This is a genomic window from Sulfobacillus harzensis, assembly GCF_012933365.1.
Classification (GTDB): Bacteria; Bacillota; Sulfobacillia; order Sulfobacillales; family Sulfobacillaceae; genus Sulfobacillus_B; species Sulfobacillus_B harzensis.
Genome location: NZ_JABBVZ010000006.1, coordinates 65043 through 90790, shown reverse-complemented (window position 1 = coordinate 90790; position 25748 = coordinate 65043). Strand labels below are relative to the sequence as shown.

The following is a 25748-nucleotide window of genomic DNA, read 5'->3' as shown; positions in this document are numbered from 1 at the left end:
CTTCCTCCACTAACCGGGGTAAAAGGGGCACATTTTAGGGATGGTATCACGGCCCAGGAACCTTTTGAGTCAGCCGCTCTTAAAGACCTTGGCTAGTGGTGCTTGGCCGCTTTCCACGGCACCCGGAGCCAGTTCTGGTACAAGGCCTTCTGATCCTCACGGGCATCGTCCTGAGGGATAATTTTGACCTCGTCCGGCGGCGCCGTTCCTAGGACGATGGAGAGGGTCTCCAAATGTCCCCGGCGGAAGACGGTGACCTCCACGGGGTCGCCAATCGCGTGGTCTACGCTGATGCGATCCTTTAAATCCGCCTCGGTTTTGACCTGGTAGCCATTGACGGCCAAAATGTGGTCGCCCGGATTGAGCGTTTCAGCGGCCGGCCCGTCGGTATACGAGAACTTGACGACCAAATCCTTGGCGTCATTAAGGGCGGCATCGACACCCAGCCAGGCCAAGGGAGAAGAGGTTTGGCTTTTATCCGGCCCCTCGCCCTCCTGATCCTCCTGGTCGGGGTTCTTGTAGGTGCGCTCTAGCTTGAGACCGGCATAACCAAGAAATTGATCGAAGGGAACCGGAGCGGTCCCGTTGATATACTTCTGGAAGAAGTCCTCCATGGATCCTTCCACGACTTCTTCCACCGTTTCCTGATATACCGACTCCGGAAACCCAATGCCGTGGGCCGCATAGCGATCGTACAGCCGGCGTAGCACCTCATCCAAGCCGTAGCGAAGATTGGTGCGCTTTCGAATCTCCAAGTCGAGGCATGTTCCCACCAAATCGCCCTTCAGGTAATACGAGATGGTGCGGTTCGGGGAGTCGGCGTCCGGCTTATAGAGCTTAATCCAGGTGTCAAAGCTCGATTCCGCCAAGCTCTGCACGAAACGCCCCGGCTTCTTTTCGTAGGCTTTGATGTTGTCGCCCAGATTCTTCAGATACTCGTCGGCCGTGAAGAGATTGGCGTAGCGGAGCGCCAATGTGGCGAAGTAGTCGGTGAAGCCTTCCATCGCCCAGAGCAGCCGCGTATAGACTTCGCGGTTATAGTCAAAGGGCCCCAGCATTTCAGGATGGATGCGTTTGACGTTCCAGAGGTGGAAGAATTCATGGGAGATGAGCTGCAGCACATGCCGATATTTTTTGCGAGGGCGATATGCGAAACGGCCGGTGCCACAGGTGGTGGAATTTAAGTGCTCCAGGCCCCCGGTGCCCCGGTCGGAAAGATGCAGAATAAAGGTGTAGTGGTCATAAGGCAACCCGCCGAAGAGATCCCGTTGTGCTTTTACAATCTCTTCAACATCCGCCAACAGCTTCTCAGCATCTTCGTTTCCATGGCCCCAGATGGCTAAATGATGCGGTTTCTGGTCTACCGTAAAGCTAAGTACCCGATGGGTTCCAATTTCGGCCGGCGAGTCGATTAAAATGTCATAATCCCGCGCCCGGAAGTGATACGGGTCCTGGTTGACCGAGTCGAGGCCCGTCGACACGTGCCAGCCCGGGGGAGCTTGAATCTCCACGTCATAGGGGGCGTCTTTGAAGTCGTCCACCAAAAAGAAGAGTTGCGCGCCGTTGAAGTAGGCGTGGGACTGGTCAAGATGGCTGGTATCCACCCCCAGTTCAAAGGCGTAAACCTTGTAGGTGATGGTCGCGTCGCTAGACTCTCCGTAGGTGTCAAATCCCCACTGGTTCTTGCTTAGATGATAGACCTCGACCGGCTTGTCGGCGACGGTAATCGCCATATCAAAGACATGCCGCGCGAAATCCTGCACCTCGTAGGCGCCCGGCGTCCATACCGGCAGTGTTAGCGTATGGCGCCCCGCGGCTAGCCCGGATGCGTTCAGCGTCATATGGTAAACGTGATATCCGGGTTTCCGGCAGTCCACCGTGAAGCGAAAACTAGGTGTTGACATAGCAGTCCTCCACATCGTGTCATCGTCTCCAAGCCTTTCCCAAAGACCCGTAGATATTCGCGACCGACGTTGAGATTCCTGCCCGCGGAAAAATTAAGGGGCGATAGCCAAATACGCCATGATAATCATAATGATGACCTGAAACAGACCTTGAATGGTCGCGAGTCGACGCGTTCGAAAGGTCCATTGCTTTAACAATTCGGGGTCAGGGTTGGGCTTTCGCACCTCGTTGAGCACTTTTAGGTTGGTTGGCAACAGGATGCCCAAGCCGACGACCGTTAAAATCACCACCACAACGCCGGCAGCCACCACCCAGGGAAAGATGGGCGTGGCGGATTCGATAAATCCGTCATACTGGGCGACATACCAACCGGCGGTGCCGGTGGTAATGGCGAGCACCGGCATATAGAGAAAGGTATTGGGTACTAGCCGGCGTTGCACCGCTTGGCGCTGCTGGGGGTCGAGGTGCTTCCACACCGGGCCGAGAATGAAGCCCATAAAAATGTCGGCACCAGTCCAGAGGCAGCCCGCCATGACGTGGCTTAGTAAGAGAAGATAGAAGCTGTGGATGGCGAGCGACACAACCAGTAATGCCGGCAACGCCAAGACCCACCAGGTAAGCCGTTTAACGGGAATCAGCGGCTCGAGGGTCGGGGCATTCGTGGAAGCAGCATTGACATCGCGCATGACGATATTCCCTTCACATGGATTAGTTTTTCTCGGGCATTCATTCTTGATGTCGAAGTTCGCCGTCAAGGAGATTATTCCTGCTGGGCCAAGCGGGACGTCCGGAGGGCGATGTCCGGGATCTTCGGTCGGCGGCGGAGAGTCGCTTGGGAATTCATAGGCAGGGTTCCCGCGTCGAGCCCTAAATGGGTTGAGCGATTCGCTCACTCACTATCCGATCCTGGTTGACTTAGGACGTTGGCAGGGTTGACCCATCGGTGACAATCCATAACGTCACGAACGCGACGGCCGCGACGACGGCCCCGACGAGGAACGGGAGCTTGGGACCCGCTGCCTCCCAGAGAATTCCCCCGCCGAGCGACGCAATTAGCTCCGCAAAGCCCAAGAGGGCATTGAATGTGCCTAGTCCAGTACCCCGATCGGTCCGGGGAAGGAGTCCAGTGGCATAGACCTTTTGATTGCCCGCGACGAGGGCGACAAACACGCCATAGAGCGCCATCAACGACCAAATCCATACGGCGGTGTGGGCAATAGCAAATCCTAGGTAAGCTAGGGCCAGCAGCACAAATCCGCCCAACAGCACCGGCCGCTGGCCGATTCGATCGCCGAGGCGGCCGCTGGGCATTGACAGCGCACTGGCCACACCATTCATTACAAAGTAGGCCAGCGGGATGAGGATAATAGGCATCCCCAAAGAACGGGCCCGGAGCACCAAAAAGCCTTGGGAAAAGGTGGCGAGCGCCAACAGCCCGGCGGCCAGCATAAAGTGCCGAAACGGGGCGGGCAAATGGCGCAGGCCAAGGCGCGGGCGCGGACGATGCTCGGGCGCCGTGGCCGAACGGCTCTCGCGCAGACGGAGGAGGAAGGGAATTGCTGCAAGACCAGGGATGAGCGTCAGAGCGAAGACCAGGCGGAGTCGATCATGTGACCACAACAGTACGGCACTTGCGGCGAGTGGTCCCAAGGCGGCGCCCAGCTCATCCATCGCCCGCCGAAACCCAAACGAGCGTCCGCGATTGGCCGGCGTCGTGACATCCGCCAACAAGGCGTCCCGGGGCGCGGTGCGAAATCCCTTGCCGATGCGCTCCACCTGGCGAATGGCGAAGACAGGTCCCCAAGTGCCGGTGAGCGCAAATGCCGGTTTGGCCAAGTTGGATAGCGTGTATCCCGCCATCATCAGCCATTTTCGATGGCCGAGCCGGTCCGAGAGCCACCCGGCGAACACCTTCAACACGCCCGCAATCCCGGCGCCGACGCCCTCCATTAGGCCGAATACCCATACTGGCGCGCCTAACACACTGGTCAAAAAGAGCGGCAAGAGGGGGCCGACCATTTGGGTGGAAAAATCGGTGAAGAAGCTGACCAATCCGGCCGCCTTGACGGTGGGATGTAGCGTCTGAGCGTCTGTCGAAGACTGGGGAGACAACATATGAGACCTCCTCATGGTGTGGCGATCTTTCTCACGGGCGGACGTGCCACATCGCATTAAGTGATGGGAAACGGAAAGAGCTAACGTCCCCTGTTGACGCCTGCCGTCTCCGATTCGTCCCGGAATTTAGGCAGAAACCGATAACCATGATGATACCAGACAGCGCGATTAACCCTAAAATCCGGTTGCCCGAAAAAAGAGGGTGGCCTTTTGTTTGGCCACCCAGGGAAAGGGAACCTTTACTTAGTCCAACTGTTGACCAAGCTTTGGTTCTGGGAAATCCATTTGTTGACCGCCGAATTGATTTGGCTTGACGGTACGGCGTTGATGTCGTTTTCCAGCTGACCCAACTGGGCCTGATTCATATGGAAGTTCTTCAGCCACTTATCCACGGTGGGGTGTTGGCTTGGAAACGACTTGTTGGCGATCGTGTAGATGTGGTCTGCGGGGCCGAAAATGTTTTTCGGGTCGCTCAAGTATTTGAGATGCCACTTGGCAAACGCCCAGTGCGGACTCCATAGCGTGACGACGATTGGCTTGTGCTGCGATTCCGCCTTGGACAGCGCCGCCAACATGCCGGAGTCTGAGGATGACACCAACTGTTCGGGCAGACCATATGACTTGATGGCTTTCTGGGCCAGCCCCATTTCACCAGCGCCCGGGTCAATGCCGATAATCTGGTTGTTAAATTCCGAGGCATGGCTCTTCAACTGCGATGTGGTGCTGATGTTGACATAATCTGGTACCACGAAGCCCTCCTTGGTGGGGCTTGTGTACCAACTGTTGATTTTAATCGCGTTGGCCTTGATACGGTTCCAGTAGGACCCTTGGGTGTGCGGAAGCCAGGCATCCATGAAGAGGTTCAGGGTGCCCTGTCCCACCCCGACAAACACAGGCGCAACGCTCGCATTGACCAGCTTGACGTGGTAGCCCTTCTTGGTCAGGATTTGATCCCAGAGATTGCTCGCAGCCACGTCTTCCGGCCAGTCAATATAACCAATGGTAATGGTTTTGGCGGATGCCGAGGATGAAGTCGAGCTGCCTCCCGTCGAACTGCCGCACCCCGCAATGACAGCGGTCATGGCCGCCAACGAACCTAATGCGAGTAACTTTTTCACGATGCCACGCCTCCTTGGTTAATGGTTTGAACCTGTTGCGTCTTCCGCGAGCGCTTCCACAGCGCGCTCATCCACACGTTGCCCTCTCCGAACCGCTCGGTAATGCGGTCGAGGTAAATGGCCATAAACACCACCGCCAGGCCCCCCTTGAAGCCTTCGCCGATGTTTAACGTGGAAATGCCTTTCAGAACATCCGAACCGAGACCACCAGCCCCAATCATGCCCGCAATGACCACCATGGACAGCGACAGCATGATGGTTTGATTCACGCCCACTAGAATGCTCGGCATCGCTTGTGGAAGCTTAATTTTCCGCATGATTTGCCCCGTTGTGGCGCCAAAGGCTTCGCCGGCTTCCACCAATTCTTCGGGGACCTGCCGGAGTCCCAATTCCGTGAGGCGAATGACGGGCGGTGTCGCAAAGATAAAGGTGGCGAACACGGCCGGAACGGTCCCGAGGGTGAAGAACAAAACCGCTGGGATCAAATACACAAAGGGCGGCATGGTCTGCATAAAGTCTAGGATCGGTCGAATCACCGTACGCGCCCGACGTGATTGGCCGGCCCAAATGCCAAGCGGAATGCCGATGGCCAACGCAATGATCCCTGACGTGATGACCAGCGCCAAGGTATCCATGGTGGTGGCCCAGAGTCCCATGTCTTGCACCAGCAATCCGCCGATGAGGACGGCGAGCGCCATGCCCCAACCCCGCACCGCTAACGCCACCAGCACAAAAAAGATTAGAGCGGCTATCCATGGGCTGTTGGCGAAGATGACGGTGAACACCTGGTCCACATGGTTAAAGACGTAGGCGATGATGGTGAAGACCACGGTTAAGTGGTTCTGCATCCAGGTAACAATATCCGTGGCCCATGTGCCAATCGGGATATGCGGCATCAGCCCTCACCCCCAACGGCTTCTTGGACGGGCAGGCCACCTACGGTGGCAACAATGTCCACCCAAGTGACCAATCCCAGCAATTTGCGATCGCTGTCCACGACGGCCGCCGGAACCCGTTCCGTGGCCACGCCCCGAGCGACGTCCACCACCGGGTCCTCTGGCGCCACAGTGAGCACATTGCTGTCCGTCAAGGTTCGGATCGAGTCAAGACCTTGATCCAAAGCCCTAGCAGCATGGTCGACGCGCAAAATGCCAACCAAGCGGTTGTTCCGGTCTACCACGAAGGCTGATGAAAGCCCTGCTTGCCGCATTTGCCGCACAGCGCTGCGGGGACCCATGTTTACAGAGAGCGGATCGGGTTTGCGCATGATGGCCGACGCCGTCAGCGCCCGTCCGCGGTCAATGTCTTCGACAAACTGTGCGACGTAGTCGTCGGCCGGGCACGAGAGGATTTCTTCCGCTGTGCCAACCTGAACCAGCTCGCCTTCTCGCATGATGCCGATTCGGTCTCCCAGTTTCATGGCCTCATTGAGGTCGTGGGTGACAAAGACAATGGTTTGCCCCAAATCCCGCTGCAGACGCAACAGCTCATCCTGCATCTCGCGGCGAATGAGGGGGTCTAAGGCGCTAAAGGGTTCGTCCATCAACATGATGGGCGCGCCGGTGGCTAAAGCCCGCGCTATACCTACGCGCTGCTGCATCCCGCCGGAGAGTTCACTGGGCTTTGCATTGGCCCACTCTTGAAGTCCAACGCGCTCTAGGGCCTCCAGGACAGCTTGTTGCCGTTGATCCGGAGATTGTCCTTGAATTTCAAGGCCAAAGCCGACGTTGTCACGGACGGTACGATGCGGCAAAAGGCCAAAATGTTGAAAAACCATGGTCATGTGTTGACGGCGCAGACGCGTCAGCGCTCGCTGATCGTTGGGATTCAGTGGGGTTCCGGCAATGGTGATGGTTCCGCTGGTCGCGGGAATAATGGCATTGAGGCAACGCAAAAAAGTGGATTTGCCACTGCCCGAGAGCCCCATTAGGACAAACAACTCTCCAGGATTAATGGCGATGGAAACGTCCCGCACCGCCACTAAGCATCCTGTCCGTTCCCGAATGAGATTTCGCGAGTCCCCGTCTCGAATCATGCTGAGAGCCCGGGAAATTTCCTTTGGCGGACCAAATATTTTGTTGACATGGTCTGCTGTGATGACGCTACTCAAAAAACCCCTCCCTTAGCCCGAAAGTAAGACGCCAACACGCGCACAAAGGTTACAGACCCCAATTTATGTGTATGCCGACGTAAGATTAATTATGACAAAAGGTTTGCCAAATGTGAACCAGCCGGTATTTTCCAAAGCCGCTCTGGTAGATAAAGGCAAAGGTCGAGGTGCACGTACCCTCACCCGACGACGGTTACGTCACCATGGCCAGCTGGGAAGGGGCCTTTTCCACCTCACGCTACTTCAATAATCCTTGGCTTTTCAGCCACTGCTTGGCAATTTGCTGCGGGCTTTCTTTGAGCACATCGGCCTCATAATTCAGTTTGGTTTGCTCCTTGGTGGTAATTCGTCCCCATAACGGTGCTAGCACTTTGTTCAGGTGATACTCTTGTTCCACCTTTTGATTAAGGATGAGAATGCCGTGGTATGGCGGGAAAAAGTGCTTGTTGTCCTTAAGTGGCACCTCGTGCAGCTTCTTTAAGCGGCCGTCGGTGGAATAAACGACGGCGGCCTGTACAGAGCCCTTGGCCAAGGCCTCGTACATTAGGCTGTAATCCATGGCCTTGGCAGCCTTGAAATGCAGCCCGTAGGCTTTAATCCAGGCATCGTATCCGTCGCCTTGGCGTTCTTGGAAGGTGGGGTCGGTGGCGATCACCCAATTCTTCGCGTAGGGGATAGCTGAGGAGTCGGTGGTGAGATGATATTTTTTGGCGGTCGCTTCGGTCACGCCTAAGGCATAGGTATCTTGATATCCCAGCGACGGCGACACCCAGAATCCCCACTGCTTCGCTTCCTGCTGACGGACGTAAGCTGCGACTTGATTGGGGTGGCCTCGCCATTTGCCGGTATAGGATTGTCCTAGCGGGCCCGTGAATTCGGTGCCATCATACCCGACATATCCCTGAATGGCATTTTCCTTCATTAAATTGTGCAGCAGCCCCGAGGCGCCAGTCGTGTACTTAATGTTCACGTTAAGGTGGGTCTTAGCTTGAATCAAATCTTTAATAATCCACTCGTCAATACGTGGCTCTGAAAAGTCCTGCGAGGCCAAGGTGATGCTGGTGACCTTGCCGCTGGCACTGGCGCTGCCACACCCCGCAAGAACTGCGGCCAGTGCGGAAATGCCGACAACGGTGCCTAATTTCGCTTGTGGTTTCATCAATGGATGTCCTCCTCATTTTTGGGGTTCGCTTCAGCTGACTTTGAGTCCCCGTGGCGTTAGCGCCCGCTCAATGAGTCCCATAATGCCATCGGCCAAGAAGGCCAAGATAATTGCTGGGACGGTGCCGGCTAGGACGATCGAGTTGCTGGCCATGCCCATGCCTTCCATGATCAGGTTGCCGAGTCCACCCGCTCCAATCAGGGAGGCTAGGGTTGCGAATCCGACGGTGGCCACCAAGGCGGACCGGACGCCCGCGATAATAACGCGAAGGGCGAGCGGCAGCTCCACGATGAAGAGCATTTGCCAGGTGGTGACGCCCATGCCGCGAGCAGCATCTTTGACCCCGTCATCCACTCCTTGAATGCCTACGTAGGTGTTCCGGACGATGGGCATGAGGGCGTATAGGAAGAGCGCTATGACGGCCGGTACCGTTCCGATGCCCATGCCAATGGCGATCATCAGCGCAAGGAGAGCCAGGCTGGGGATGGTTTGCATGGCATTGGCAAACCAAATCACCGGCCCATAGAGCGCCTTCACGCGCGTCGACAAAATGGTGAGCGGGATGGCGATGACAATGGCCAGGATCATGGGGATGGCCACTAAGTAGAGTTGCTGTTCGGTGGCCTGAACGACTTGTTGGGTATGCGATAAAAAGAACTGCCAGGTGTGGACAAATATCATCCGCGTCCCTCCTATGCGAGCTTGTGGAGCGATCTTGGTGTCGGCTCGGGTTCCGCTTCATGCGCGACTTTAAGGGCGTCGCCCAAAAGGCCGGCTAAGGTGCCTTGCGTGACCAGGCCAATGGCCCGGCCCTGATCATCTACCACGGGAACACTTGAACGCTGTTCTGCCAGCATGCGATGCATGGCTTCCAGCACGGGATCTTGGGGACTGAGCGCCGGTTCCTTGGCTGCCAATTCTTCGGCCGTGCACCGACGGTCCTCGGTGATGGCGCTTTGTACTTGGGCCAACCCCAACACCCCAAGGAGCCGTCCCTCCGAGTCGGTGACCAGTATGCTGTCCACCCGTCTACGCCGCATGAGTTCCAACGACTGGGCTATGCCCATGGAGTGGCTTCCCGTCACCGGGTTCTTCAACATCACTTCGCCCACCGCTACCTCACTGGCTTGGCGAAGCATACGATGACGCCCAATAAACTGGGACACGAAGGCATCCTTGGGGTGGCGCAACATCTCTTCTGGCGTTCCGACTTGCACGATTTCGCCCTCCTTCATGAGCACAATGCGGTCTGCCATGGTCAGCGCCTCATCCATGTCGTGGGTGACAAAAATGATGGTTTTCGCGACAGTGCGCTGCAATTTTTTAAGCTCGTCTTGCAACTGATCGCGCATCAAGGGGTCGAGGGCACCAAACGGCTCATCCATGAGAATGATGTCCGGATCGTGGGCGAGCGCCCGTAGAACGCCAATGCGCTGCTGTTGTCCGCCGCTCAGCTCTGCGGGGTAGCGGTCAAGATATTGGGCGGGGTCCAGCCCCACCATTTCCAATAGTTCCGTTGCCCGCGTGCGCCGCGCGGCAGCTGGCACCCGGTTGAGTCGGGGAACAAAGGTGATGTTGTCCTGAATGGTTAAATGCGGCATCAGGCCAATGCGCTGGATGACATAGCCCAAGCGCCGTCGCAGTTCGACGGGCCGAATTTGCCGGAAGTCACGGCCATCAATGAAAATAGTGCCGGAGCTGGGCTCAATGAGCCGGTTTATCACTCGCAAGGTGGTTGTCTTGCCGCATCCGGATGGACCAATCAACACAATGAATTCACCGCGTCGAATGTCAAGGGTAAATCCCGAGACGGCGCGGGTTCCATCGGGATAGACTTTCCCGATGTTGTCAAATCGTAGGGCAAGATCTTCCATGGTTCACCGCCTATTCATAGGAATAGGGGGACCTTGGGCGCGAATGTAAAAAGTTCACTGCCGTGAAGGGGAGGGAGGTATCAATCCTACCCAGCACGCCTGCGAGGTTAGTTGTCGGACTGGGACGCTGAGATCGCCCCTGCATTCCTGCATTCGCCCCAAGGTCCCCACACGTGGAGACCAAAAATTCCCCCGTCTGCTCCTGTAGGAGCAGCTCGGCGTTCTTTCAATTCTATTCAATTGGATTCAAAACAACGCTAAATAATCGGCGGACGGAAACTCCGCATTGACGCTATTATACCCCAATCGTGGGATTCTGACATCTTTGCGAAAGAGCGGTTCATATTTCAGGAGGGTGACATACGACGGACAAGTGGTGTCATCTTTCCGGAGACTCATTAACGCGCGCTGCCCACCCGTCATTGTTTTGGGGTGGGCAGCCGGGGTTGTTTAGGCCCTCAAGACTATTTTACGGAGCCTTTCCGGTTCGAATTATCCCGCCATAACCGACGCCATGCGCTGGGCGGCTTCTTCTAATCGGGGAATGGGCTCTGTCAAAGCGATGCGGATAAATCCCTCGCCGTGGGAACCAAAGCCGCTTCCGGGCGCAACGACAACGCCCGATGCTTCCAAAAAGGTCTCGGCCCATTTCAGCGCCGTCTGCGTGGCGGGCACCGGACACCAGAGGAAGATGGACCCCTGGCTTTTTGGTATTTTCCAGCCCGCCCGTGCAGCCTTATTAATAAAGGCATCGCGCCGGGATTGATACTCCGCCCTCAGTGCTAGCACGGAATCTTGAGGACCCAAGAGAGCGGCTCGTCCCGCCTCTTGAATTGCACCCCATTGGCTGCAATTCAGGTGGTCCTGCAAGAGTTCCAGATATCCGATAATCTCGGCGTTGCCGGCGGCGAAGCCGATTCGCCATCCGGCCATGTTGTAGGACTTGGACAGGGTGGTGAACTCGATACCCGCTTTCTTGCCGCCAGGTCGGCTCAACAGGCTCACGGATTTCTTGCCATCAAAAACAATGTCGCCATAGGCCAAGTCGTGGGCCAATATGGTGCCGTGCCGGAGTGCCTGGGCGATGGCGGCGTCATAGAAGGGCGCCGGGGCTGTCGCTCCCGTGGGGTTGTTGGGATAGTTGAGAAACGCCAGGCGAATGCGGTCCGGCCACACGGTCAAATCCGGCAAGAACTGATGTTCGGCCAGGAGCGGCCACGGGACTAATTCTCCACCTGCTAGAGCAATTCCCGACAGATAATCGGGATATCCGGGATCGGGCGCCAGCACCCGATCGCCGCGGTTGACGAGCGCCAGCGAGATTTCTTCAAGCCCGATCTTGCTGCCGATTAAAATGGCAACTTCGCGGAGCGGATCCAGCCGGACTTGATGATGGGTCCAATACCATTCGGCGACGGCTTCCTTCAACGAGGTGAGCCCGCGGAAGGAAATGTAGCGCTGGTACCGCGGATTGCCCGCGGCTTCTCGCAGCGCTTCGACGATATGGGGCGGGGTGGGCCCGTCGGGATTCCCTTGCCCTAAGTTGATGACGTCAATTCCTTGCTGGCGTTTGGCCTCTACCTGTTCGACCAAGGCCGCGAACAACTGATGCGGCAAACGCCCGATGCGGTCAGCGGGCTTCATGAACGGCATTAGGCTGGTCGCTGTAAATGGCGATCCAGCCCTCCTTGGTTTGAAAGAGTCGAATCGCCTTGACGTTTCGGCGATCCGTGAGCGTAAAGTAATGTTCCGTGCCGGCCGGCACTGAAATCAGGTCGCCCGGCGTGACGGTAACACTGAAGGTATCGCCATTTCGGGTCAGTGTAAAGACACCTTCTCCGTCCACAATGAAACGCACCTCATCTTCGGTATGGCAATGGACCCGCTCGAAGTTCGTCAAAAGTTCTTCCAAGTTGGGAGTGCTTTCCGGGTTCAATACAATCAGGTCATGGGAGATATAGCCGAATTGCTCCGCGAGCCGGGACAGGTGGCTCTTAAACGCGTCCAATACTTGCTGTTGTTCAGCCTCGGACAGCCCACTTTGGCGCCGCAGAGCCTCGGGAACGGCATCGACCGGCCAAAATTCGTAGTGGATGCCATGGTCGCGCAAATATGCGATTTGATCTTCTTGGGGGATGGTGCGCTGATGGGTTTGATCATAAATGTGAGCCATGTCATAACCTCTTTTCAGAATTGGAGTTAGGAAAGTGTCACAGGGTGTCTGGCCGCCGCTTCGCTTAAGCGATCCAGACAGAGCCATTCAAATAGAAACTCGAAGGCTTCCAGATGGCGCAATGCGGCATCAGCTGTCTCGCCGAAGGCATAGATGCCATGTTTCTTCAACAATACGGCGGGTACTCTGGGATTCACGGCTTGGGCCACCGCCTCCGCCAATTGGGGAATGTGGGCGAAGTTGGGCACCACCGGGAGGGTTACCGCGGCGTCTTCTTGCCAATGTCCCAGCGCCTTTAGCATCTCGTGATCGTGAAAACGCACACCCATATCGTCGGCATATCGACTTACCAAATTGTTATACACGGTATGAACGTGAAAGACGGCGCCGGACGAGGTGTGCCGATAGATGGCGAGATGCACGGGCGTCTCGAACGAAGGCTTGCCAACGCCGGCCAGGATATTCCCTTCGGCGGACAACGTCAGCACGTCGGCAGGGGTCAGCCGCTGCTTGTCGGAGCCGCTGCGGGTGATATAAATCCGGCCGGAGTCCGGGTCCTTGACCGAGAGGTTTCCGGATGTGGCGCGAAGCCATCCGCGTGTCGCGAGTTCGCCGGCAACGCCAATGAGGGTGTCGACGGTCCGCCGTTCAAAGTCGCTCATGAGGCACCTCCCTCGACGGGGACAAAGAGCTGAGTCATGATGTCGTCAAAGCTGTCAAACGGGATATACGGTTTCCCCGCTTGCTCCAGAAAATCCGCGAGACGGCTTCTGGCAAACACGGTATCGGCGTGGAGGGCACCGTTGAAATCCGTCACCCCGTCGCCAATGAACACGACCGGAGCCTGATACCGCCGTCGGAGTTCTTCCACCACGGCGTGTTTGCATAGACCACAGCCGCCGGGGCAGGGGGGTGTGCAGGGGTACTGCCACCCAATTTGAATGACCTCCCCGTCAAAGCGCGCCTGATTGGCCATCCGTACGGCATGGGGACTGTTCTCTCCAAGCACGGCGTTCAACATGAAGTCCAGTCCGTTGGATACGATGTAGAACGGGATGCGGGCGTCCTCTAGAAGGCGCTCAAAGCGGTGAAACCCAGTCCGAAAGATGGCTTCGTTCCGCAAAAAGCTTTCGTACGTGCTGCGATCGGCGCTCGGCAACGTTTGAAAGAGAATTTCCAAGCCCTCTTTCAAGTGCAATTGGCGCGCGTTGATTTGGTCCACCACGGTTTGGTTGGCAGGGTTGAACCGTGTGGTGAGTGCGACAACCAAATCACGTTCGGTAATGGTTCCGTCAAAGTCAGAGACCACCACAAACGGTACGCTCATAATGTCACCTCCCCGATGATGTCCTGATACCGATCAGCGGCATCTCGAAGCGCCTGGGCGCCCGCCCGGGTTCCTTCGGGATGGCCGTGAACAGCGCCGCCGGCATTAATAATCACGTCGGATCCAAAGTCGCGAAAGAGCTGGGGCAAGATACCCACGTGAATGCCCGCCGAAGGTCCTGGAAGCGCAGGAGCTTGGACCGCTGGGGTTCTCAGTTCCTGGGCCACTTTAAGCGATTCGTCTCGCGGCATGGCGACCGACCCATAGGGTGAGGGATAGAGTACCACGTCAGCACCGGCCAGGCGAGGCAAAAGGCCTAAGTACAAGGCGGGATGAATACCGTAACTCGGCGATGCGACTTGACCGCCGGAAAATGCGGGATGCAGCACCAAAAGGGCACCGGGAGCCACCGCCTGCAGGTCGCTTAAGATGTCTAATCCGAGGGTATAGGCGGCAATGAGGAATCCCTTGGCTCCGGCTTCAGCCGCTTCTTCTGCCTGAACGAGCACCTCTTTCGGGGTTCCGCTTAATACGGGAATATAAAATCCCTTTTGTCCGGTATGTGCTTCGCGCCGAGCCAGACCTTCTTCCGCGGCCAGAATCCGATCGCGAAGCGGCGCCGCCTCATCGGCCATAAAAATCTCGTCGTCCTTGACTAAGTCCACGCCACCGCCAATTTGCTCCTCAAAGGCTTCCCGGAACTCCGACAGTGTGCGGCCATTTTCACTTTTAAAAATGGACATGACCAGCGGGCGGCCCCGGACCGCGAGCTTTTTCCGGATTCCGGGGATGCCCAAAGCCGGACCCGAGAAATTTCGCGTGTAGGATGCGGGCAGATCCAGCGACTCCAACCGAATTTGGCCGTCCAACGACAATTTTCCAAACATAACGGTTAAGAGTGAGCTAATGGAGGGCTTGACGTTATCCACCGGGTACCGGATTTCAAACACGCCGCTCTCGCCGTCGTGGCGAATAGCCCCCGCCTCGCCCAGAAAACGGCGAAGATGAGGCTTCTTGGTGTCGGGAAGGTCCGTCCATGAGCCTACCGTCATACCCACCGCGATGGCCTCGGCTTTTTTGGCCAAGTTGTCGTCCCAGGGCACACGGTACCCTGCGGTGATGTAGTCCAACAAAAATCCCCCTTTCCGACGGACGAAAGAGGGCAAGATCATCTTTTCCTCTCTCATCTCTCGGCACGTACGCCGTCGGAGTTGGCACCGCGTCCCTACTGGGGGCCGGTTGCCCAGGCATCATCGGGCCGTTCCCTCTGCCTGTCTGGATAAGAGAAATACGCTATACAATTGAGGAATACATTACGCAGGAATAGAGCGTCTGTCAATATGGGGTTTTCGGCAATTCTTGCCTCCTGAGGCGGCGAGTAGGCGGTATACTAGCGGCGAGGTGAAAACGATGGCTGTATTTCATGTAGGCGACGGGATTGACGGAATCGACCTTTTCGAAGAAGGCCGGCCGGAACGATCGTCCGCATATTTGATCCGATCCCAGGAACCGATTTTAGTGGAAACTGGATCGGCACGGAGCCACCATGTTTTGGTCGACGGGCTGCGGGAACTGGGCGTTGCCCCAGAGGACTTGCGCCATATCATTGTCACGCATGTGCACCTCGATCATGCCGGCGGTGTGGGGCAGATGATGCAAGCCGCACCGAAAGCGCGGCTGCACTGCCATCCACGGGCAGCGCGGCACCTGGTCGATCCAAGCCGATTGGAGGCAGGGGCCCGGGCCGTCTATGGCGAGCAAATGGATGAAATCTTTGGGCCGCTGATGCGGGTGCCAGAAGACCGGGTGGTGGTGCATCCAGACCATAGTGTGCTGAATACCGGCGATCGGGAATTGGTCTTTTTTGACACCCCGGGGCATGCGAAGCATCATGCCTGTGTCTTGGACCAAAAGACCATGGGGCTTTTCTCCGGAGATACTGTGGGCATCCGTTATGCGCCGGGATATACGGCCTGGGACTTTGTTTACGGGTTTCCAACCACCACCCCGTCCGACTTCGATCCAGATGTGATGCTCGAAACACTGGACCGCTTGCAGGCGCTTAATCTGTCCCGCATCTATCACACCCATTTCGGGGTGACCGAACCGGCCGAGGAGGCGTTCAGCTTTTCGCGCCGAGGGATTCACGCGATTCAACGTATTTTACCGGAACTCGGACCCGATTCTTCGCTAGGCGCCGTCCAGGACGCTCTTCGCCAAGCAGTGGCTGAGGATTTGGCGGAGCAGGGGCACCCCGGCGCGGATGTGTCGGCCCTCAACTTGGATATCATGTTAAATAGCCAGGGAATTCTCGTCTATCTGCAAAAGAAGGCGGCAGGCAAGCTCTAACACGAGGTGAGATTGATGGTCATATGCATTTCCATTCAAGGCGGTCAGGTTGGAGGCGGTTGGGGCCGCGCTCACGATGTAGCGGTGGTTGAGGTGGCGGAAAACGGCGAGATTCAACGTTGGGAAGAGTACAACGTTCGCTGGGATGAACTGCATGACCAGGGCGGGGAAGGTTCCCACCATGCCCGCATTGCCAAATTTCTCATGGATCATGGCGTCCAGCGTGTCATCACTGGCCACATGGGGCCCGGTATGCAGCACATGCTGGATAAGATGAACATCAGCGTGGTGGTGGATGTTTCCGGCAATGTCCGAGACATTGCAGCCCAGTACGCGCGATGAAGCATTTAGTAATCGGTGCCTCCGGCCAGGTGGGGCATGCCCTTATCAAAGCGTTGACTGAAGCGGGCCATGCGGTTGGCGGCACCTATTTAAGCCATCCGCAGCCGGGCATGGTGATGCTGAATATGACAGACCGCGATGCCGTGGAGGCCGCCTTCGCCAACGAGGCGCCGGATGCCGTATGGATTCCGGGGGCCATGCCGGATGTGGATCGGTGCGAGCGAGAACCGGAATTCAGCTATCAAGTCAATGTGGAAGGGCCCAAGAATGTGATGGCCGTGGCCCGCCGGGCAAACATTCCATTGGTCTATTTCTCGACCGACTACGTGTTTGACGGCTTTGACGGGCCTTATCGCGAAAACGATGCGGTGCATCCCTTGCAAGTTTACGGACAACATAAGGTGGAGGCGGAACAGGCGCTTTTGGCGTACGGACAAACGCTGGTGGTACGGCCCGCATGGATTTACAGCGACGAGCCCAATCCGCGTAATTTTGTCTACCGGGTTCTCTCAGACCTTAAGGCCGGCAAGCCGATTAAGTCGGCCGCGGATCAAATCAATACCCCGACCCCGGCGGGGCCTTTGGCGCGCCACGCATTGCAGGCGCTCCTCGACGGCCACCGCGGGGTGCTGCATCTGGCTGGGCCCGAGCGCTTGACGCGGTTGGCCTTCGTGGAGCGGATTGCCCAGATGGCCGGGTTCCCCACCCGGACAATCGAATCCATCTCTGTCGCCGACTTGCCGCTTCCCGCCAAGCGTCCCTTGAACGGCGGACTTATCAGCAACCACCCAACGTATGCGATTCAAGACCGTCTTGAGGACTTGGATTTGAGTCCGCTCTTAACGGCTCCTTAACAAAACCCTAACCCGTTCTTTATCAGTCCTTCATCGCGTCATAACACGACCTTGCGACAATGAGAGCGCAAGGTCGTCGCTTTTATTGATGAATAGGAGGACAGTCATGGACAACCGCAATGCGGGCGCAGTTGAAAACCTAAACAATGCTCCTTTCAGTTTGTTCCATCTTCGCGCCGTGCTCACGTCCGGCATGGGATTTTTCACCGACGCTTATGACCTTTTCATTATCGGGGCGGCGTTGGTTTTGATTAAGCCAATGTGGCACTTGACCCATGCTCAGGTCGGGCTTTTGGGGTCAAGCGCTTTGGTGGCCGCGTTTGTAGGAGCCTTCATCTTTGGGCGGCTCGCAGACGTTCTAGGCCGGAAAAAGATTTATGGGATTTTAGCAATCATCATGGCCGTCAGTGCTCTTGCCTCAGCGTTCTCGCCTAACCTGACATGGCTCTTGATTTTCCGATTCATCTTGGGCGTTGGGATCGGTGGCGACTACCCGGTGAGTGCCGTGTTGATGAGTGAGTACGCCAACACCAAAGATCGTGGGAAGATGGTTGGCCTCGTATTCTCAATGCAGGCTGTCGGGTTGGTCTTGGGTCCGATTGTCGCCATCACTCTCTTGGGTTCGGGCATTCCATCAGACATCGCTTGGCGGTTGATGCTAGGCTTGGGCGCCATTCCCGCCGGTGCCGTGATTTGGATGCGAAGCCGTATGCCGGAGTCGCCCCGTTACTTGGCCCGGGTTCAAGGCAAGACCGACGAAGCACAAAAGAGCTTGTCGCAATTTGCTGGACGCCAGTTGGCGGTGGTGTCGCGTGAGGTCAAGGCGAAAGTCAACCGCATGACCTTCGGCCAGTTCATCTCGAATCCCAAGTATCTCTTGTACCTGCTGGGAACCGCGGGCTCTTGGTTCGTCTTCGACTACGCCTATTACGGTAACTCGATTTCGATGCCCTTGGTTTTGAAGAGCGTGGCTCCGAGTGCATCCCCGATTGCGACTTATGCATGGACACTGATTGTGTTCGCCGTAGCGGCCGTGCCTGGTTATGCGTTGGCGGTTAGCAAAATGGACAAAATCGGCCACAAGAAACTGCAGTTGTTGGGCTTCATTTTCATGGGCTTGGCCTTCGGGATTATTGGACTTGTGCCTAACATGACCCACCTGATTGTGCCGTTTCTGATTGTATTCGGTGCCAGCTACTTCTTCGCCGAATTCGGCCCCAACACCACCACGTTCGTGATGGCGTCGGAGGTCTACCCGACCAGCATGCGTACTACGGGCCATGGTATCTCCGCGGGTGTGGCTAAAGTCGGAGCGTTCATTGGAGTGTTCGTCTTCCCGCTCTTGGAGAAGGCGGCAGGTCTGAATGGGACACTTCTGATCACCTTCGGGTTCTCCATCGTGGGCGTGTTGCTCACCCTGTTACTCCCGGAACCCAGCCAGCGCTCGCTGGAGGCCATTTCGGGCGAAGAGGACGAACACACGACCTCGGCCATCAACGCCTAACAACCGAAAATCCCGGTCTTGCGCCTGAGCGAGGCCGGGATTTTTTCGATGCCGGAGTTGAAATTTCGACAAATTTTAACCCGGTCTTAACATAATCGTAACCGCTTCTTCATGATTTCTTTATCAGCGCTTAACACGACGCTGCGACAATGTCAGCGTAGGGTCGTTGTCACTGAACAGGAGGACAATCATGGAGAGTCACAACGCGGGTGTTCTCGAAAATTTGAACGATGCACCCCTGAGTCTGTTCCATCTTCGCTCCGTTATTGTGTCCGGTATGGGATTTTTCACCGATGCCTATGACCTTTTCATCATCGGTGTGGCCATGGTTTTGATTAAGGCCCAATGGGCTCCTGACAAGTATATGGTTGGCTTAGTAAGCTCCACGGCGTTGATTGCAGCGTTTGTTGGGGCTTTTATTTTTGGCCGATTGGGCGATGTCATCGGTCGCAAAAAGATTTATGTTTTAGTGGCTATTATCATCGGCGCCGGCGCGCTGGCATCAGCCTTCTCGCCGAACATCATCTGGCTGCTGGTAGCCCGCTTTATCATGGGCGTGGGCATTGGCGGGGATTACCCGATGAGCGCCGTGATGACAAGCGAATATGCCAACACCAAGGATCGCGGCAAGCTGGTCGGCATGGTCTTCTCCATGCAGGCTGCCGGTTTAGTGGTTGGTCCAATTGTGGCCATCACACTTCTAGCTTCCGGCATTCCCGATGCGTTAGTCTGGCGCTTGATGCTTGGTTTTGGAGCTATTCCGGCTCTGGCGGTTGTCGTCATGCGGATGCGTATGCCGGAATCGCCTCGTTATGCCGCGCGGGTAAAAGGTGACGTCGCCGGGGCGCAATCGGCGATTTCCCGTATTGCGGGTGCCAGCAGCACCAGTTCAGCTCCTGCCACAAAGGTGGAAACGGCGCGGATGAGTTTCTGGCAGTTCATATCCAACCCCAAGTATCTAATTACCCTGATCGGCACCGCAGGGACATGGTTTCTCTTCGACTATGCATATTACGGCAATTCCATCTCCATGCCGCTGGTCTTGAAGGCGGTAGCGCCTCACGCAGCCGTGATTACCGATGAGGCATGGACGCTAATTATCTTCGCTGTGGCGGCCGTGCCCGGATACATTTTAGCGACCTTGAAGATGGACAAAATCGGGCACCGGAAGCTGCAGCTCATTGGGTTTGCCTTCATGGGGTTGGCGTTTGGCGTCATTGGCATTGTCCCGCACATGACCAGCATGGTACTGCCGTTCTTGTTGGTCTTCGGCGCCAGCTACTTCTTCGCCGAATTCGGCCCCAACACCACCACGTTCGTCATGGCGTCGGAGGTATACCCGACCAGCGTCAGGACCACCGGACATGGGATCTCTGCTGGGGTAGCCAAAGTGGGTGCCTTCATCGGGGTGTTCGTCTTCCCGGTTCTGGAGTCAACATTGAAATTGAGCGGCACGCTGCTCATCACCTTCTTGTTTGCTGTTGCAGGCTTCCTCTTAACGTTGGTGCTGCCCGAACCGAGCCAGCAATCTTTGGAGCATGTTTCGGGTGAAGAAGAAATGGTGACTAACCCAAAAGCCATTAACGCCTAGTGGCATAGAAGTTTCATTGACAATGACCCCAAGTTGCCCTCGACGAGACGTGCCGGGGGCTTTTTCTTTCCGCAAGAAAAAGGGGCCTCGGCATGGAGGCCCCTCGCGCTGGCACCATCAAGCATCTTGACTGGCGTCATAGACCACTTTTCCGAGGATAATGGTCTTGGCCACTTTGCTCTTATACTCGAATGGGTGGCCGTCCCAGATCACCACGTCTCCGTCTTTTCCGGGATCGATGGATCCCAAACGGTCGCCGACGCCGCAGATGTCAGCGGGGTTTTGGGTTATCGCGCGGATGGCGTCTTGTTCCTCCATCCCTTCGCGAACCGCCAAGGCGGCGCTCACGACTAAATACTGCTCAGGAACCACCGGATGGTCGGTGATGATGGAGACTTTGACGCCATTTCTGGCCAAGATGCCCGGCGTCTTGAAGGAACGGCCGCGGACCTCCACTTTCACCCGGGCTACCAATGCAGGCCCGCAGGACACGGGAATGTTGTTTCTTAACAGCTCGTCAACGACTTTATACGCTTCGGTGCCATGTTCGATGATGTGGTCGACGCCAAACTCCCGGGCGATGCGCATAGCCGTCAAGATGTCATCAGCCGTGTGGGCATGGGTGCGGAAGGGAATTTCGCGGTTTAGGACCAATAGCAAGCCATCCATGTCGAGATCGCGTTTGGTGTCCGGGTCCTTTTCCATCTTCCGGGCATACTCTTGGGCATCGAAAAATGCCTGGCGCATCACCTTCGCCACGCCGAGACGCGTGGACGGCATTTTGTTCTTATTGCCGTATACGCGCTTGGGATTTTCACCCATGGCACCTTTCATGCCCGACGGGGACTTTAGAATCATGTCGTCGATATGTTCTCCCCAAAGACGCAGGGTGGAGCCTTGACCGCCAATGACGTTGCCGCTCCCCGGGGTGACCCAAGCAGCGGTGATGCCGCCGCGAATGGCATCCTTCAGCGCCACATCGACGGTGTTGAAGGCATCAATGATGCGGACCCCCGAGGTAATGGGGTTGGTGAGTTCATTGCCGTCGGCCGACCCTTGGGCTTCGCCATCGGGAAATATGCCGATGTGGGAATGGGAGTCGATAAAGCCGGGGAAGACGTATTGGCCCGCGGCATCGATAACTTCACAACCCGCAGGAATGGTAACGTTGGAGCCGACTTCCTTAATCTTCCCGTCATCCCCAATGAGGATGGTACCATTGGGAATGGATCCATGAGAGACCGTTTCGATACGGCCCTTGGTGATTGCGAGCATATCTTACTCCTTTGGACTAATATTCGCTGAGCAGGGATAGGGACCGTTGGAACCCGGTCGTGCAGTCAATTTTCCGGGTGTAACATCAATTCTACTGCTAGTTGTCGCATTCGTCGCATTATGGATTGTTGGGCTTCTGGCTGTCCAACTACTCGTTCATAGTTTAAGGATAAAATTTGTAAGTTACTTCGAACTCGATTTCTGCTAGACCTGAGGATTACCGTACTCAATGAACCTTCACGTCCGACTCGATATACACCCATTGGGGTTGGCTCGAACTTAAACCGTGCTCCGTTAAGCATCATGCGCAGCCATAGGTCCCAATCCTCGTACGCTCGCAGGTTTTCATTGAACCGCATGTCTCCGATCGCATCACGAGAAACGAATGCGAATGCACCGATATAATTGGATACTAGGAGGTGCTGAATTGGGTTGTCGCGAAGTATTTTTTCCGGCGAAACATTAAGAATGTCTTGGTAATAGCGTTTGCCGATACTCGTCCGACCGTGACGGACAATCATTTCGGGATATATGACATCATGAGTCCTCAACCCCTGAGCCAGTTGGGCGGCGTAATTTTCCGTACCACCAAGAACGACATCATCTGAATCGACAAAAAACAACCAGTCGCCGGACGAGCGGGATATCCCGACATTTCTAGCATGCGACGGTCCAGCATTCTGCCGAAGTTGAATAAGTTGCACATTAGCGTCGGCATGCGACAGCATCCTGTTAATTTGTTCGACAGTGCCGTCCGTGGAGGCGTCGTCCACGACTATAATTTCGGCATCCTTCCAAAGAAGGACGCTAGCGAGACACTCACTTATATAGTGCTCTACATTGTAACAGGGGATTATTACCGAAAGCAATTTAGGGTACCACCTCGTACAGGAATGTTTTTCGATATATGGGATCGCTATCGCTCAAAACTTGGCTCTCAAGGATCCAATCCAGAATTTTAGCCTTTAGTATTGGACTCGCTAAGACAAGGTTGCTGTACGAAGCCATTAGATGAATCAGCGTTGGCTCGTTCCATTCAGTTATTTTACGGACAGAATTCTTGGGAAGCATTTCACTTGTCGAGTAACCCATTGAGAAATTACCTGCTAGGTCGCGAGAGAGTGTGTCTTGGGGTGTTAGCAACCCAAAGGAATCAACGTCTAACGCGCAATGCTCCAAAGGATAGGAGGTGACAAGGAACTTTTTCGTATGGTCAGCTAGAAGGTCGATGAAGCCCTTTCGCTCGTTTAGCGGAAAGATCATCGGGCCGTCTAAAGAGACCAAGAGGTCAGAATCCTTTCCACGCTCGACAAAAGCATCGTAGGTTAACTCAGTAACATTGCGTGGTTTCCGTGAAGCCGGGGATTTTGTAACCTGATTGAGCGGAATATTAAGAAGTGCTGCTAATCCGTCTCCGTTAGGAAGAACCTCGGTAATGGAGCCAATAACACCGGAAGATTCTACGATTAATCTAATTATCGGCTCGTATCGAATTAGCGTTCCGATGGTGACGGGGGTGTCTGTCAGGTACTTGATCATGTTCAGGTACGATGCGAACTTCTTCAATTTTTGCACCTACCGTTCTGACCAACAGTTCCTGTTTGGTTGACTACGGGCTTCTGAACCGTCGGCGCTTGCAAGGCGTATTTTAGAATGGCGTCCTCACTGCGCGAGTTCATGTAATGAACTCCCGCGTCAATCAGTCTCTCTTGTTCGTCTGGTCTCGAAAGAACTTCTCGGCAGGTCTCAACCAAATCCTGATATTGGCTAAATTTGACAGCGGTAGTGGCGCCTTGATCGAATGAGGTTAAAATACTTGTTTCGGATACCACCACCTTGTGATTGGCCAACAAGTAGAATACGCGCACCCACTCAAAGATACCGCTGTCGTAAAAATGCATATTAAGTACCAATTTGGATCTGGCTATAAGTTGGTCTCTCTCTTTGCCGTATACCCCGAAGCAGTGAACCGTTCTCAGACCGACTTCCTTCAATTTTTGAAGGACGGTTTCCCGTCTCGGATTAAGAGACCCATAAAATAACACATCGATATCTTGGTCGGATGCTCTAGGGATCCTGCTAAGCTCAGGAACGTATCCTATCGGGACCCATCGTAGCCGGGGCGCAATGTGCAGCTGGACTAGGCGTTGGATGTTAACCTCGCTGAAGTCCCAAACTTCATGCTTACGCATTGCTGACGGAACCGGACCGGACAGCCAGGGAGCCCCAGGATCTACTTGTTCGAGATTGTAAAGGATAGTGTTCTGAGGCAGAGAGTCAAGGGTTTTGCGATCCAATAAGTGACTCCCAAAAAGGATAGTCGGTACATCCGTAGAAATTCTGTTAACCAGGCGATTTACTTTGTACCCGATGTGCTCCAGTCCATACGCTAGCGTGTCGTACACTTCATCAAAAGCGTGACTATGGATGTAATTTGGTGGGTTAATCACGCTTAGGGAAATCCAGCGATTTGTCAACAGTAAACTTTCCTTTCGGCTGGGTTTATAGACCACCCGTCAGTTTACTTCTAAGTGTGCCTTGTTGAAGTTTAAGAAGCAAATTTGAAAGTGGGTTGAATGTCCCCTATTACCATGGCCACATGTTGTGAAATGGCGTGAGCTAACGCAACGACCTGATACCTGATGATTGTCTCCCTCCCTGCGGAAACTGCACAAAGCATATGGCTCCTGAAACATTTATAGCACCTTTAGTAAAGGCTCAAAAAAGCGCTTAATATTTTGCGACTTTAACAGACTAGGCATATGCTCAAAGTGCAAGGCCTCCGACAGGATGTTGGAGGAACAGAAATCAAGGAGGATAATACCGTGTACATTAACACGAACGTTGCCGCGCTTTTTGCGCAAAATTCTCTTTCCAACACTCAGAACACCCTAAGCAATCTACAGCAAGAGATGTCGACGGGTCTTCAGATTAATTCCCCATCGGACAACCCGTCTGGGCTGGCCATCGCCAATCTGATGCAGGGAGAAATCGGCGGGATTAACTCGGCCATCAACAATGCCACAGCCGCCACTAACCTGCTTAACGTAGCCAATGGTGGAATGCAGACCGACGTGCAGATTGTGCAAGAAATTCAGCAGTTGGCGGTTCAAGCCTCCAACAGCACGAACAACAATCAGGACACCCAAGACATTCAAAGTCAGATCAACGACTTGTTAAATTCGCTTGATAATGTGGCCCAAACGTTGAATTACAACGGTCAGGCTGTCCTTAATCAGGGCGCACAAACCAACGCAACGGGTAATTCCACTGTTACTGGGTTTCAGGTCGGCGCTGACAGCGGGCAAGTCGCCGCCGCGACCTATAGTGTTTCCGTGCTATATACTACGACGGCAAGCGGAGCCCCGGAAGATATTGTAACTGTCGCCGCTTCAACAGCGACGGCGTGGACCACGGTAGCAAGCGGGACCGTTAGCGGGGTCAGCGGATCGTCGACTGCTGGCACCACCACCTTGCAGCTTGTTTCCGGGGAAAACAGCACGGGTGCGAGCAGTTTCGTCATTCAAGTAAACCAAGGGAGTATTGTATTGGGCGCTTCCACGACCGCCTATAGCACGGCGGTAACGGTGGGCACTGCTGCCACGCAATATGACTTTCAGACAGGACCTTACCAAGGCGCGGGTGACAACACCCAGGTTCAACTTGGTACATTTACGAGTGCAACGCTGGGCCTTACCAACATCGATGTCACGAGCTCGTCGGGCGCCCAGTATGCGATTAGCCAGGCCAAGCGCGCTCTATCGATGTTGACCAATGCGCAAGGCCAGGTTGGTGCCCAAGTTGATCAGTTGAACTACACGATTAGCAACCTCCAGACAGAAAGTACCAACTTGCAATCCTCGCAATCAACCATCATGGATGCCAACATGGCCTCCGTCACAAGCCAGTTCGCACAGCAGCAGATTCTGATGCAGACCGGTATCCAAGCATTGCAAACGGCACAACAGCTGCCGCAGTTGGTCTTGAAACTGCTGAGCTAGTATTACCGGCTGAGGGGGGCCGGGTTGTACCGGCCCCGGCCTTGGCAG

At 55.4% G+C, this 25748-nt stretch carries 23 protein-coding genes and 2 riboswitches; of the genes, 6 read left to right on the top strand and 17 right to left on the bottom strand.

The window, feature by feature from the left end; translation table 11 throughout:
* Positions 1 to 92 precede the first annotated feature (92 nt).
* From HIJ39_RS03220 to HIJ39_RS03155, 14 genes are all read right to left on the bottom strand, one after another.
* Complete coding sequence (locus HIJ39_RS03220; protein ID WP_169096630.1) at positions 93 to 1904, bottom strand: M61 family metallopeptidase; 1812 nt, start codon at positions 1902 to 1904, stop codon at positions 93 to 95.
* 93 nt (positions 1905 to 1997) lie between these two features.
* A complete protein-coding gene (locus HIJ39_RS03215; RefSeq protein WP_169096628.1) occupies positions 1998 to 2591 on the bottom strand; it encodes a DUF4149 domain-containing protein in 594 nt (197 codons plus the stop codon).
* A gap of 229 nt (positions 2592 to 2820) precedes the next feature.
* Positions 2821 to 4020 (bottom strand): MFS transporter, encoded by a 1200-nt coding sequence (locus tag HIJ39_RS03210; protein ID WP_169096626.1) that lies wholly within the window; start codon positions 4018 to 4020, stop codon positions 2821 to 2823.
* 239 nt (positions 4021 to 4259) lie between these two features.
* Positions 4260 to 5138 carry a glycine betaine ABC transporter substrate-binding protein gene (locus HIJ39_RS03205; RefSeq protein ID WP_169096624.1) on the bottom strand — a complete coding sequence of 293 codons (879 nt, stop codon included), beginning with the start codon at positions 5136 to 5138 and terminating at the stop codon, positions 4260 to 4262.
* Positions 5135 to 6034, bottom strand: coding sequence for an ABC transporter permease (locus tag HIJ39_RS03200; protein ID WP_169096622.1), 900 nt, complete (start codon positions 6032 to 6034; stop codon positions 5135 to 5137). Before HIJ39_RS03200 ends, HIJ39_RS03205 begins: the two co-directional genes overlap by 4 nt.
* Positions 6034 to 7248 (bottom strand): quaternary amine ABC transporter ATP-binding protein, encoded by a 1215-nt coding sequence (locus HIJ39_RS03195; protein ID WP_169096620.1) that lies wholly within the window; start codon positions 7246 to 7248, stop codon positions 6034 to 6036. Before HIJ39_RS03195 ends, HIJ39_RS03200 begins: the two co-directional genes overlap by 1 nt.
* A gap of 238 nt (positions 7249 to 7486) precedes the next feature.
* A complete protein-coding gene (locus tag HIJ39_RS03190; RefSeq protein WP_169096618.1) occupies positions 7487 to 8407 on the bottom strand; it encodes an ABC transporter substrate-binding protein in 921 nt (306 codons plus the stop codon).
* 33 nt (positions 8408 to 8440) lie between these two features.
* Positions 8441 to 9091: an ABC transporter permease gene (locus tag HIJ39_RS03185; RefSeq protein ID WP_169096616.1), complete on the bottom strand. Its 651-nt coding sequence runs from the start codon at positions 9089 to 9091 to the stop codon at positions 8441 to 8443.
* 11 nt (positions 9092 to 9102) lie between these two features.
* Entirely contained in the window at positions 9103 to 10284 is a 1182-nt protein-coding gene (locus HIJ39_RS03180; RefSeq protein ID WP_169096614.1) for an ABC transporter ATP-binding protein, read from the bottom strand.
* A gap of 81 nt (positions 10285 to 10365) precedes the next feature.
* Positions 10366 to 10515: riboswitch (cyclic di-AMP (ydaO/yuaA leader) on the bottom strand.
* Positions 10516 to 10776: 261 nt separating this feature from the next.
* On the bottom strand, positions 10777 to 11937 hold the full coding sequence (locus HIJ39_RS03175; RefSeq protein ID WP_243239306.1) for an aminotransferase class I/II-fold pyridoxal phosphate-dependent enzyme: 1161 nt from the start codon (positions 11935 to 11937) through the stop codon (positions 10777 to 10779).
* Positions 11915 to 12457 carry a cupin domain-containing protein gene (locus HIJ39_RS03170; protein WP_169096612.1) on the bottom strand — a complete coding sequence of 181 codons (543 nt, stop codon included), beginning with the start codon at positions 12455 to 12457 and terminating at the stop codon, positions 11915 to 11917. The genes HIJ39_RS03175 and HIJ39_RS03170 overlap by 23 nt, the downstream gene beginning before the upstream one ends.
* 26 nt (positions 12458 to 12483) lie before the next feature.
* Positions 12484 to 13119, bottom strand: a complete 636-nt coding sequence (gene mtnB / locus HIJ39_RS03165) for a methylthioribulose 1-phosphate dehydratase (protein ID WP_169096610.1) — start codon at positions 13117 to 13119, stop codon at positions 12484 to 12486.
* On the bottom strand, positions 13116 to 13784 hold the full coding sequence (locus HIJ39_RS03160) for an MtnX-like HAD-IB family phosphatase (RefSeq protein WP_207711448.1): 669 nt from the start codon (positions 13782 to 13784) through the stop codon (positions 13116 to 13118). The genes mtnB and HIJ39_RS03160 overlap by 4 nt, the downstream gene beginning before the upstream one ends.
* Complete coding sequence (locus HIJ39_RS03155; RefSeq protein ID WP_169096608.1) at positions 13781 to 14914, bottom strand: RuBisCO large subunit C-terminal-like domain-containing protein; 1134 nt, start codon at positions 14912 to 14914, stop codon at positions 13781 to 13783. Before HIJ39_RS03155 ends, HIJ39_RS03160 begins: the two co-directional genes overlap by 4 nt.
* A gap of 50 nt (positions 14915 to 14964) precedes the next feature.
* Positions 14965 to 15070, bottom strand: a riboswitch (SAM riboswitch).
* A gap of 124 nt (positions 15071 to 15194) precedes the next feature.
* On the opposite strand from HIJ39_RS03155, the gene HIJ39_RS03150 reads away from it, so the two are divergent.
* From HIJ39_RS03150 to HIJ39_RS03130, 5 genes are all read left to right on the top strand, one after another.
* Positions 15195 to 16133, top strand: coding sequence for an MBL fold metallo-hydrolase (locus HIJ39_RS03150; protein ID WP_169096606.1), 939 nt, complete (start codon positions 15195 to 15197; stop codon positions 16131 to 16133).
* Between the two features lie 15 nt (positions 16134 to 16148).
* On the top strand, positions 16149 to 16475 hold the full coding sequence (locus tag HIJ39_RS03145) for a NifB/NifX family molybdenum-iron cluster-binding protein (protein WP_169096604.1): 327 nt from the start codon (positions 16149 to 16151) through the stop codon (positions 16473 to 16475).
* On the top strand, positions 16472 to 17329 hold the full coding sequence (locus HIJ39_RS03140) for an SDR family oxidoreductase (RefSeq protein WP_169096602.1): 858 nt from the start codon (positions 16472 to 16474) through the stop codon (positions 17327 to 17329). The genes HIJ39_RS03145 and HIJ39_RS03140 overlap by 4 nt, the downstream gene beginning before the upstream one ends.
* A gap of 106 nt (positions 17330 to 17435) precedes the next feature.
* The gene (locus HIJ39_RS03135) at positions 17436 to 18833 is read left to right on the top strand and encodes an MFS transporter (RefSeq protein ID WP_207711447.1); all 1398 of its coding nucleotides are present in this window, start codon (positions 17436 to 17438) and stop codon (positions 18831 to 18833) included.
* Between the two features lie 190 nt (positions 18834 to 19023).
* Positions 19024 to 20424 carry an MFS transporter gene (locus HIJ39_RS03130; RefSeq protein ID WP_169096600.1) on the top strand — a complete coding sequence of 467 codons (1401 nt, stop codon included), beginning with the start codon at positions 19024 to 19026 and terminating at the stop codon, positions 20422 to 20424.
* A gap of 117 nt (positions 20425 to 20541) precedes the next feature.
* On the opposite strand, the gene HIJ39_RS03125 is transcribed toward HIJ39_RS03130, so the two are convergent.
* The 3 genes from HIJ39_RS03125 to HIJ39_RS03115 all read right to left on the bottom strand — a co-directional run bounded on the left by HIJ39_RS03125 (position 20542) and on the right by HIJ39_RS03115 (position 23274).
* Positions 20542 to 21699 carry an amidohydrolase gene (locus HIJ39_RS03125; RefSeq protein ID WP_169096598.1) on the bottom strand — a complete coding sequence of 386 codons (1158 nt, stop codon included), beginning with the start codon at positions 21697 to 21699 and terminating at the stop codon, positions 20542 to 20544.
* 65 nt (positions 21700 to 21764) lie between these two features.
* Positions 21765 to 22568: a glycosyltransferase family 2 protein gene (locus tag HIJ39_RS03120; RefSeq protein WP_169096596.1), complete on the bottom strand. Its 804-nt coding sequence runs from the start codon at positions 22566 to 22568 to the stop codon at positions 21765 to 21767.
* Position 22569: 1 nt separating this feature from the next.
* A complete protein-coding gene (locus HIJ39_RS03115) occupies positions 22570 to 23274 on the bottom strand; it encodes a hypothetical protein (protein ID WP_169096594.1) in 705 nt (234 codons plus the stop codon).
* Positions 23275 to 24524: 1250 nt separating this feature from the next.
* Here HIJ39_RS03115 and HIJ39_RS03110 point away from each other — a divergent pair.
* Positions 24525 to 25700, top strand: a complete 1176-nt coding sequence (locus HIJ39_RS03110) for a flagellin N-terminal helical domain-containing protein (RefSeq protein WP_169096592.1) — start codon at positions 24525 to 24527, stop codon at positions 25698 to 25700.
* The last annotated feature ends 48 nt before the right edge of the window (positions 25701 to 25748 follow it).

Excerpts from the sequence above, each read along its gene's own strand:
- HIJ39_RS03135 (WP_207711447.1), top strand. The coding sequence starts at position 17,436 with ATGGACAACCGCAATGCGGGCGCAGTTGAAAACCTAAACAATGCTCCT.
- HIJ39_RS03215 (WP_169096628.1), bottom strand. The coding sequence starts at position 2,591 with ATGCGCGATGTCAATGCTGCTTCCACGAATGCCCCGACCCTCGAGCCG.
- HIJ39_RS03200 (WP_169096622.1), bottom strand. The coding sequence starts at position 6,034 with ATGCCGCATATCCCGATTGGCACATGGGCCACGGATATTGTTACCTGG.
- HIJ39_RS03220 (WP_169096630.1), bottom strand. The coding sequence starts at position 1,904 with ATGTCAACACCTAGTTTTCGCTTCACGGTGGACTGCCGGAAACCCGGA.
- HIJ39_RS03180 (WP_169096614.1), bottom strand. The coding sequence starts at position 10,284 with ATGGAAGATCTTGCCCTACGATTTGACAACATCGGGAAAGTCTATCCC.
- HIJ39_RS03160 (WP_207711448.1), bottom strand. The coding sequence starts at position 13,784 with ATGAGCGTACCGTTTGTGGTGGTCTCTGACTTTGACGGAACCATTACC.
- HIJ39_RS03150 (WP_169096606.1), top strand. The coding sequence starts at position 15,195 with ATGGCTGTATTTCATGTAGGCGACGGGATTGACGGAATCGACCTTTTC.
- HIJ39_RS03175 (WP_243239306.1), bottom strand. The coding sequence starts at position 11,937 with ATGCCGTTCATGAAGCCCGCTGACCGCATCGGGCGTTTGCCGCATCAG.
- HIJ39_RS03125 (WP_169096598.1), bottom strand. The coding sequence starts at position 21,699 with ATGCTCGCAATCACCAAGGGCCGTATCGAAACGGTCTCTCATGGATCC.
- HIJ39_RS03190 (WP_169096618.1), bottom strand. The coding sequence starts at position 8,407 with ATGAAACCACAAGCGAAATTAGGCACCGTTGTCGGCATTTCCGCACTG.
- HIJ39_RS03145 (WP_169096604.1), top strand. The coding sequence starts at position 16,149 with ATGGTCATATGCATTTCCATTCAAGGCGGTCAGGTTGGAGGCGGTTGG.
- HIJ39_RS03185 (WP_169096616.1), bottom strand. The coding sequence starts at position 9,091 with ATGATATTTGTCCACACCTGGCAGTTCTTTTTATCGCATACCCAACAA.
- HIJ39_RS03210 (WP_169096626.1), bottom strand. The coding sequence starts at position 4,020 with ATGTTGTCTCCCCAGTCTTCGACAGACGCTCAGACGCTACATCCCACC.
- HIJ39_RS03140 (WP_169096602.1), top strand. The coding sequence starts at position 16,472 with ATGAAGCATTTAGTAATCGGTGCCTCCGGCCAGGTGGGGCATGCCCTT.
- HIJ39_RS03170 (WP_169096612.1), bottom strand. The coding sequence starts at position 12,457 with ATGGCTCACATTTATGATCAAACCCATCAGCGCACCATCCCCCAAGAA.
- mtnB (WP_169096610.1), bottom strand. The coding sequence starts at position 13,119 with ATGAGCGACTTTGAACGGCGGACCGTCGACACCCTCATTGGCGTTGCC.
- HIJ39_RS03130 (WP_169096600.1), top strand. The coding sequence starts at position 19,024 with ATGGAGAGTCACAACGCGGGTGTTCTCGAAAATTTGAACGATGCACCC.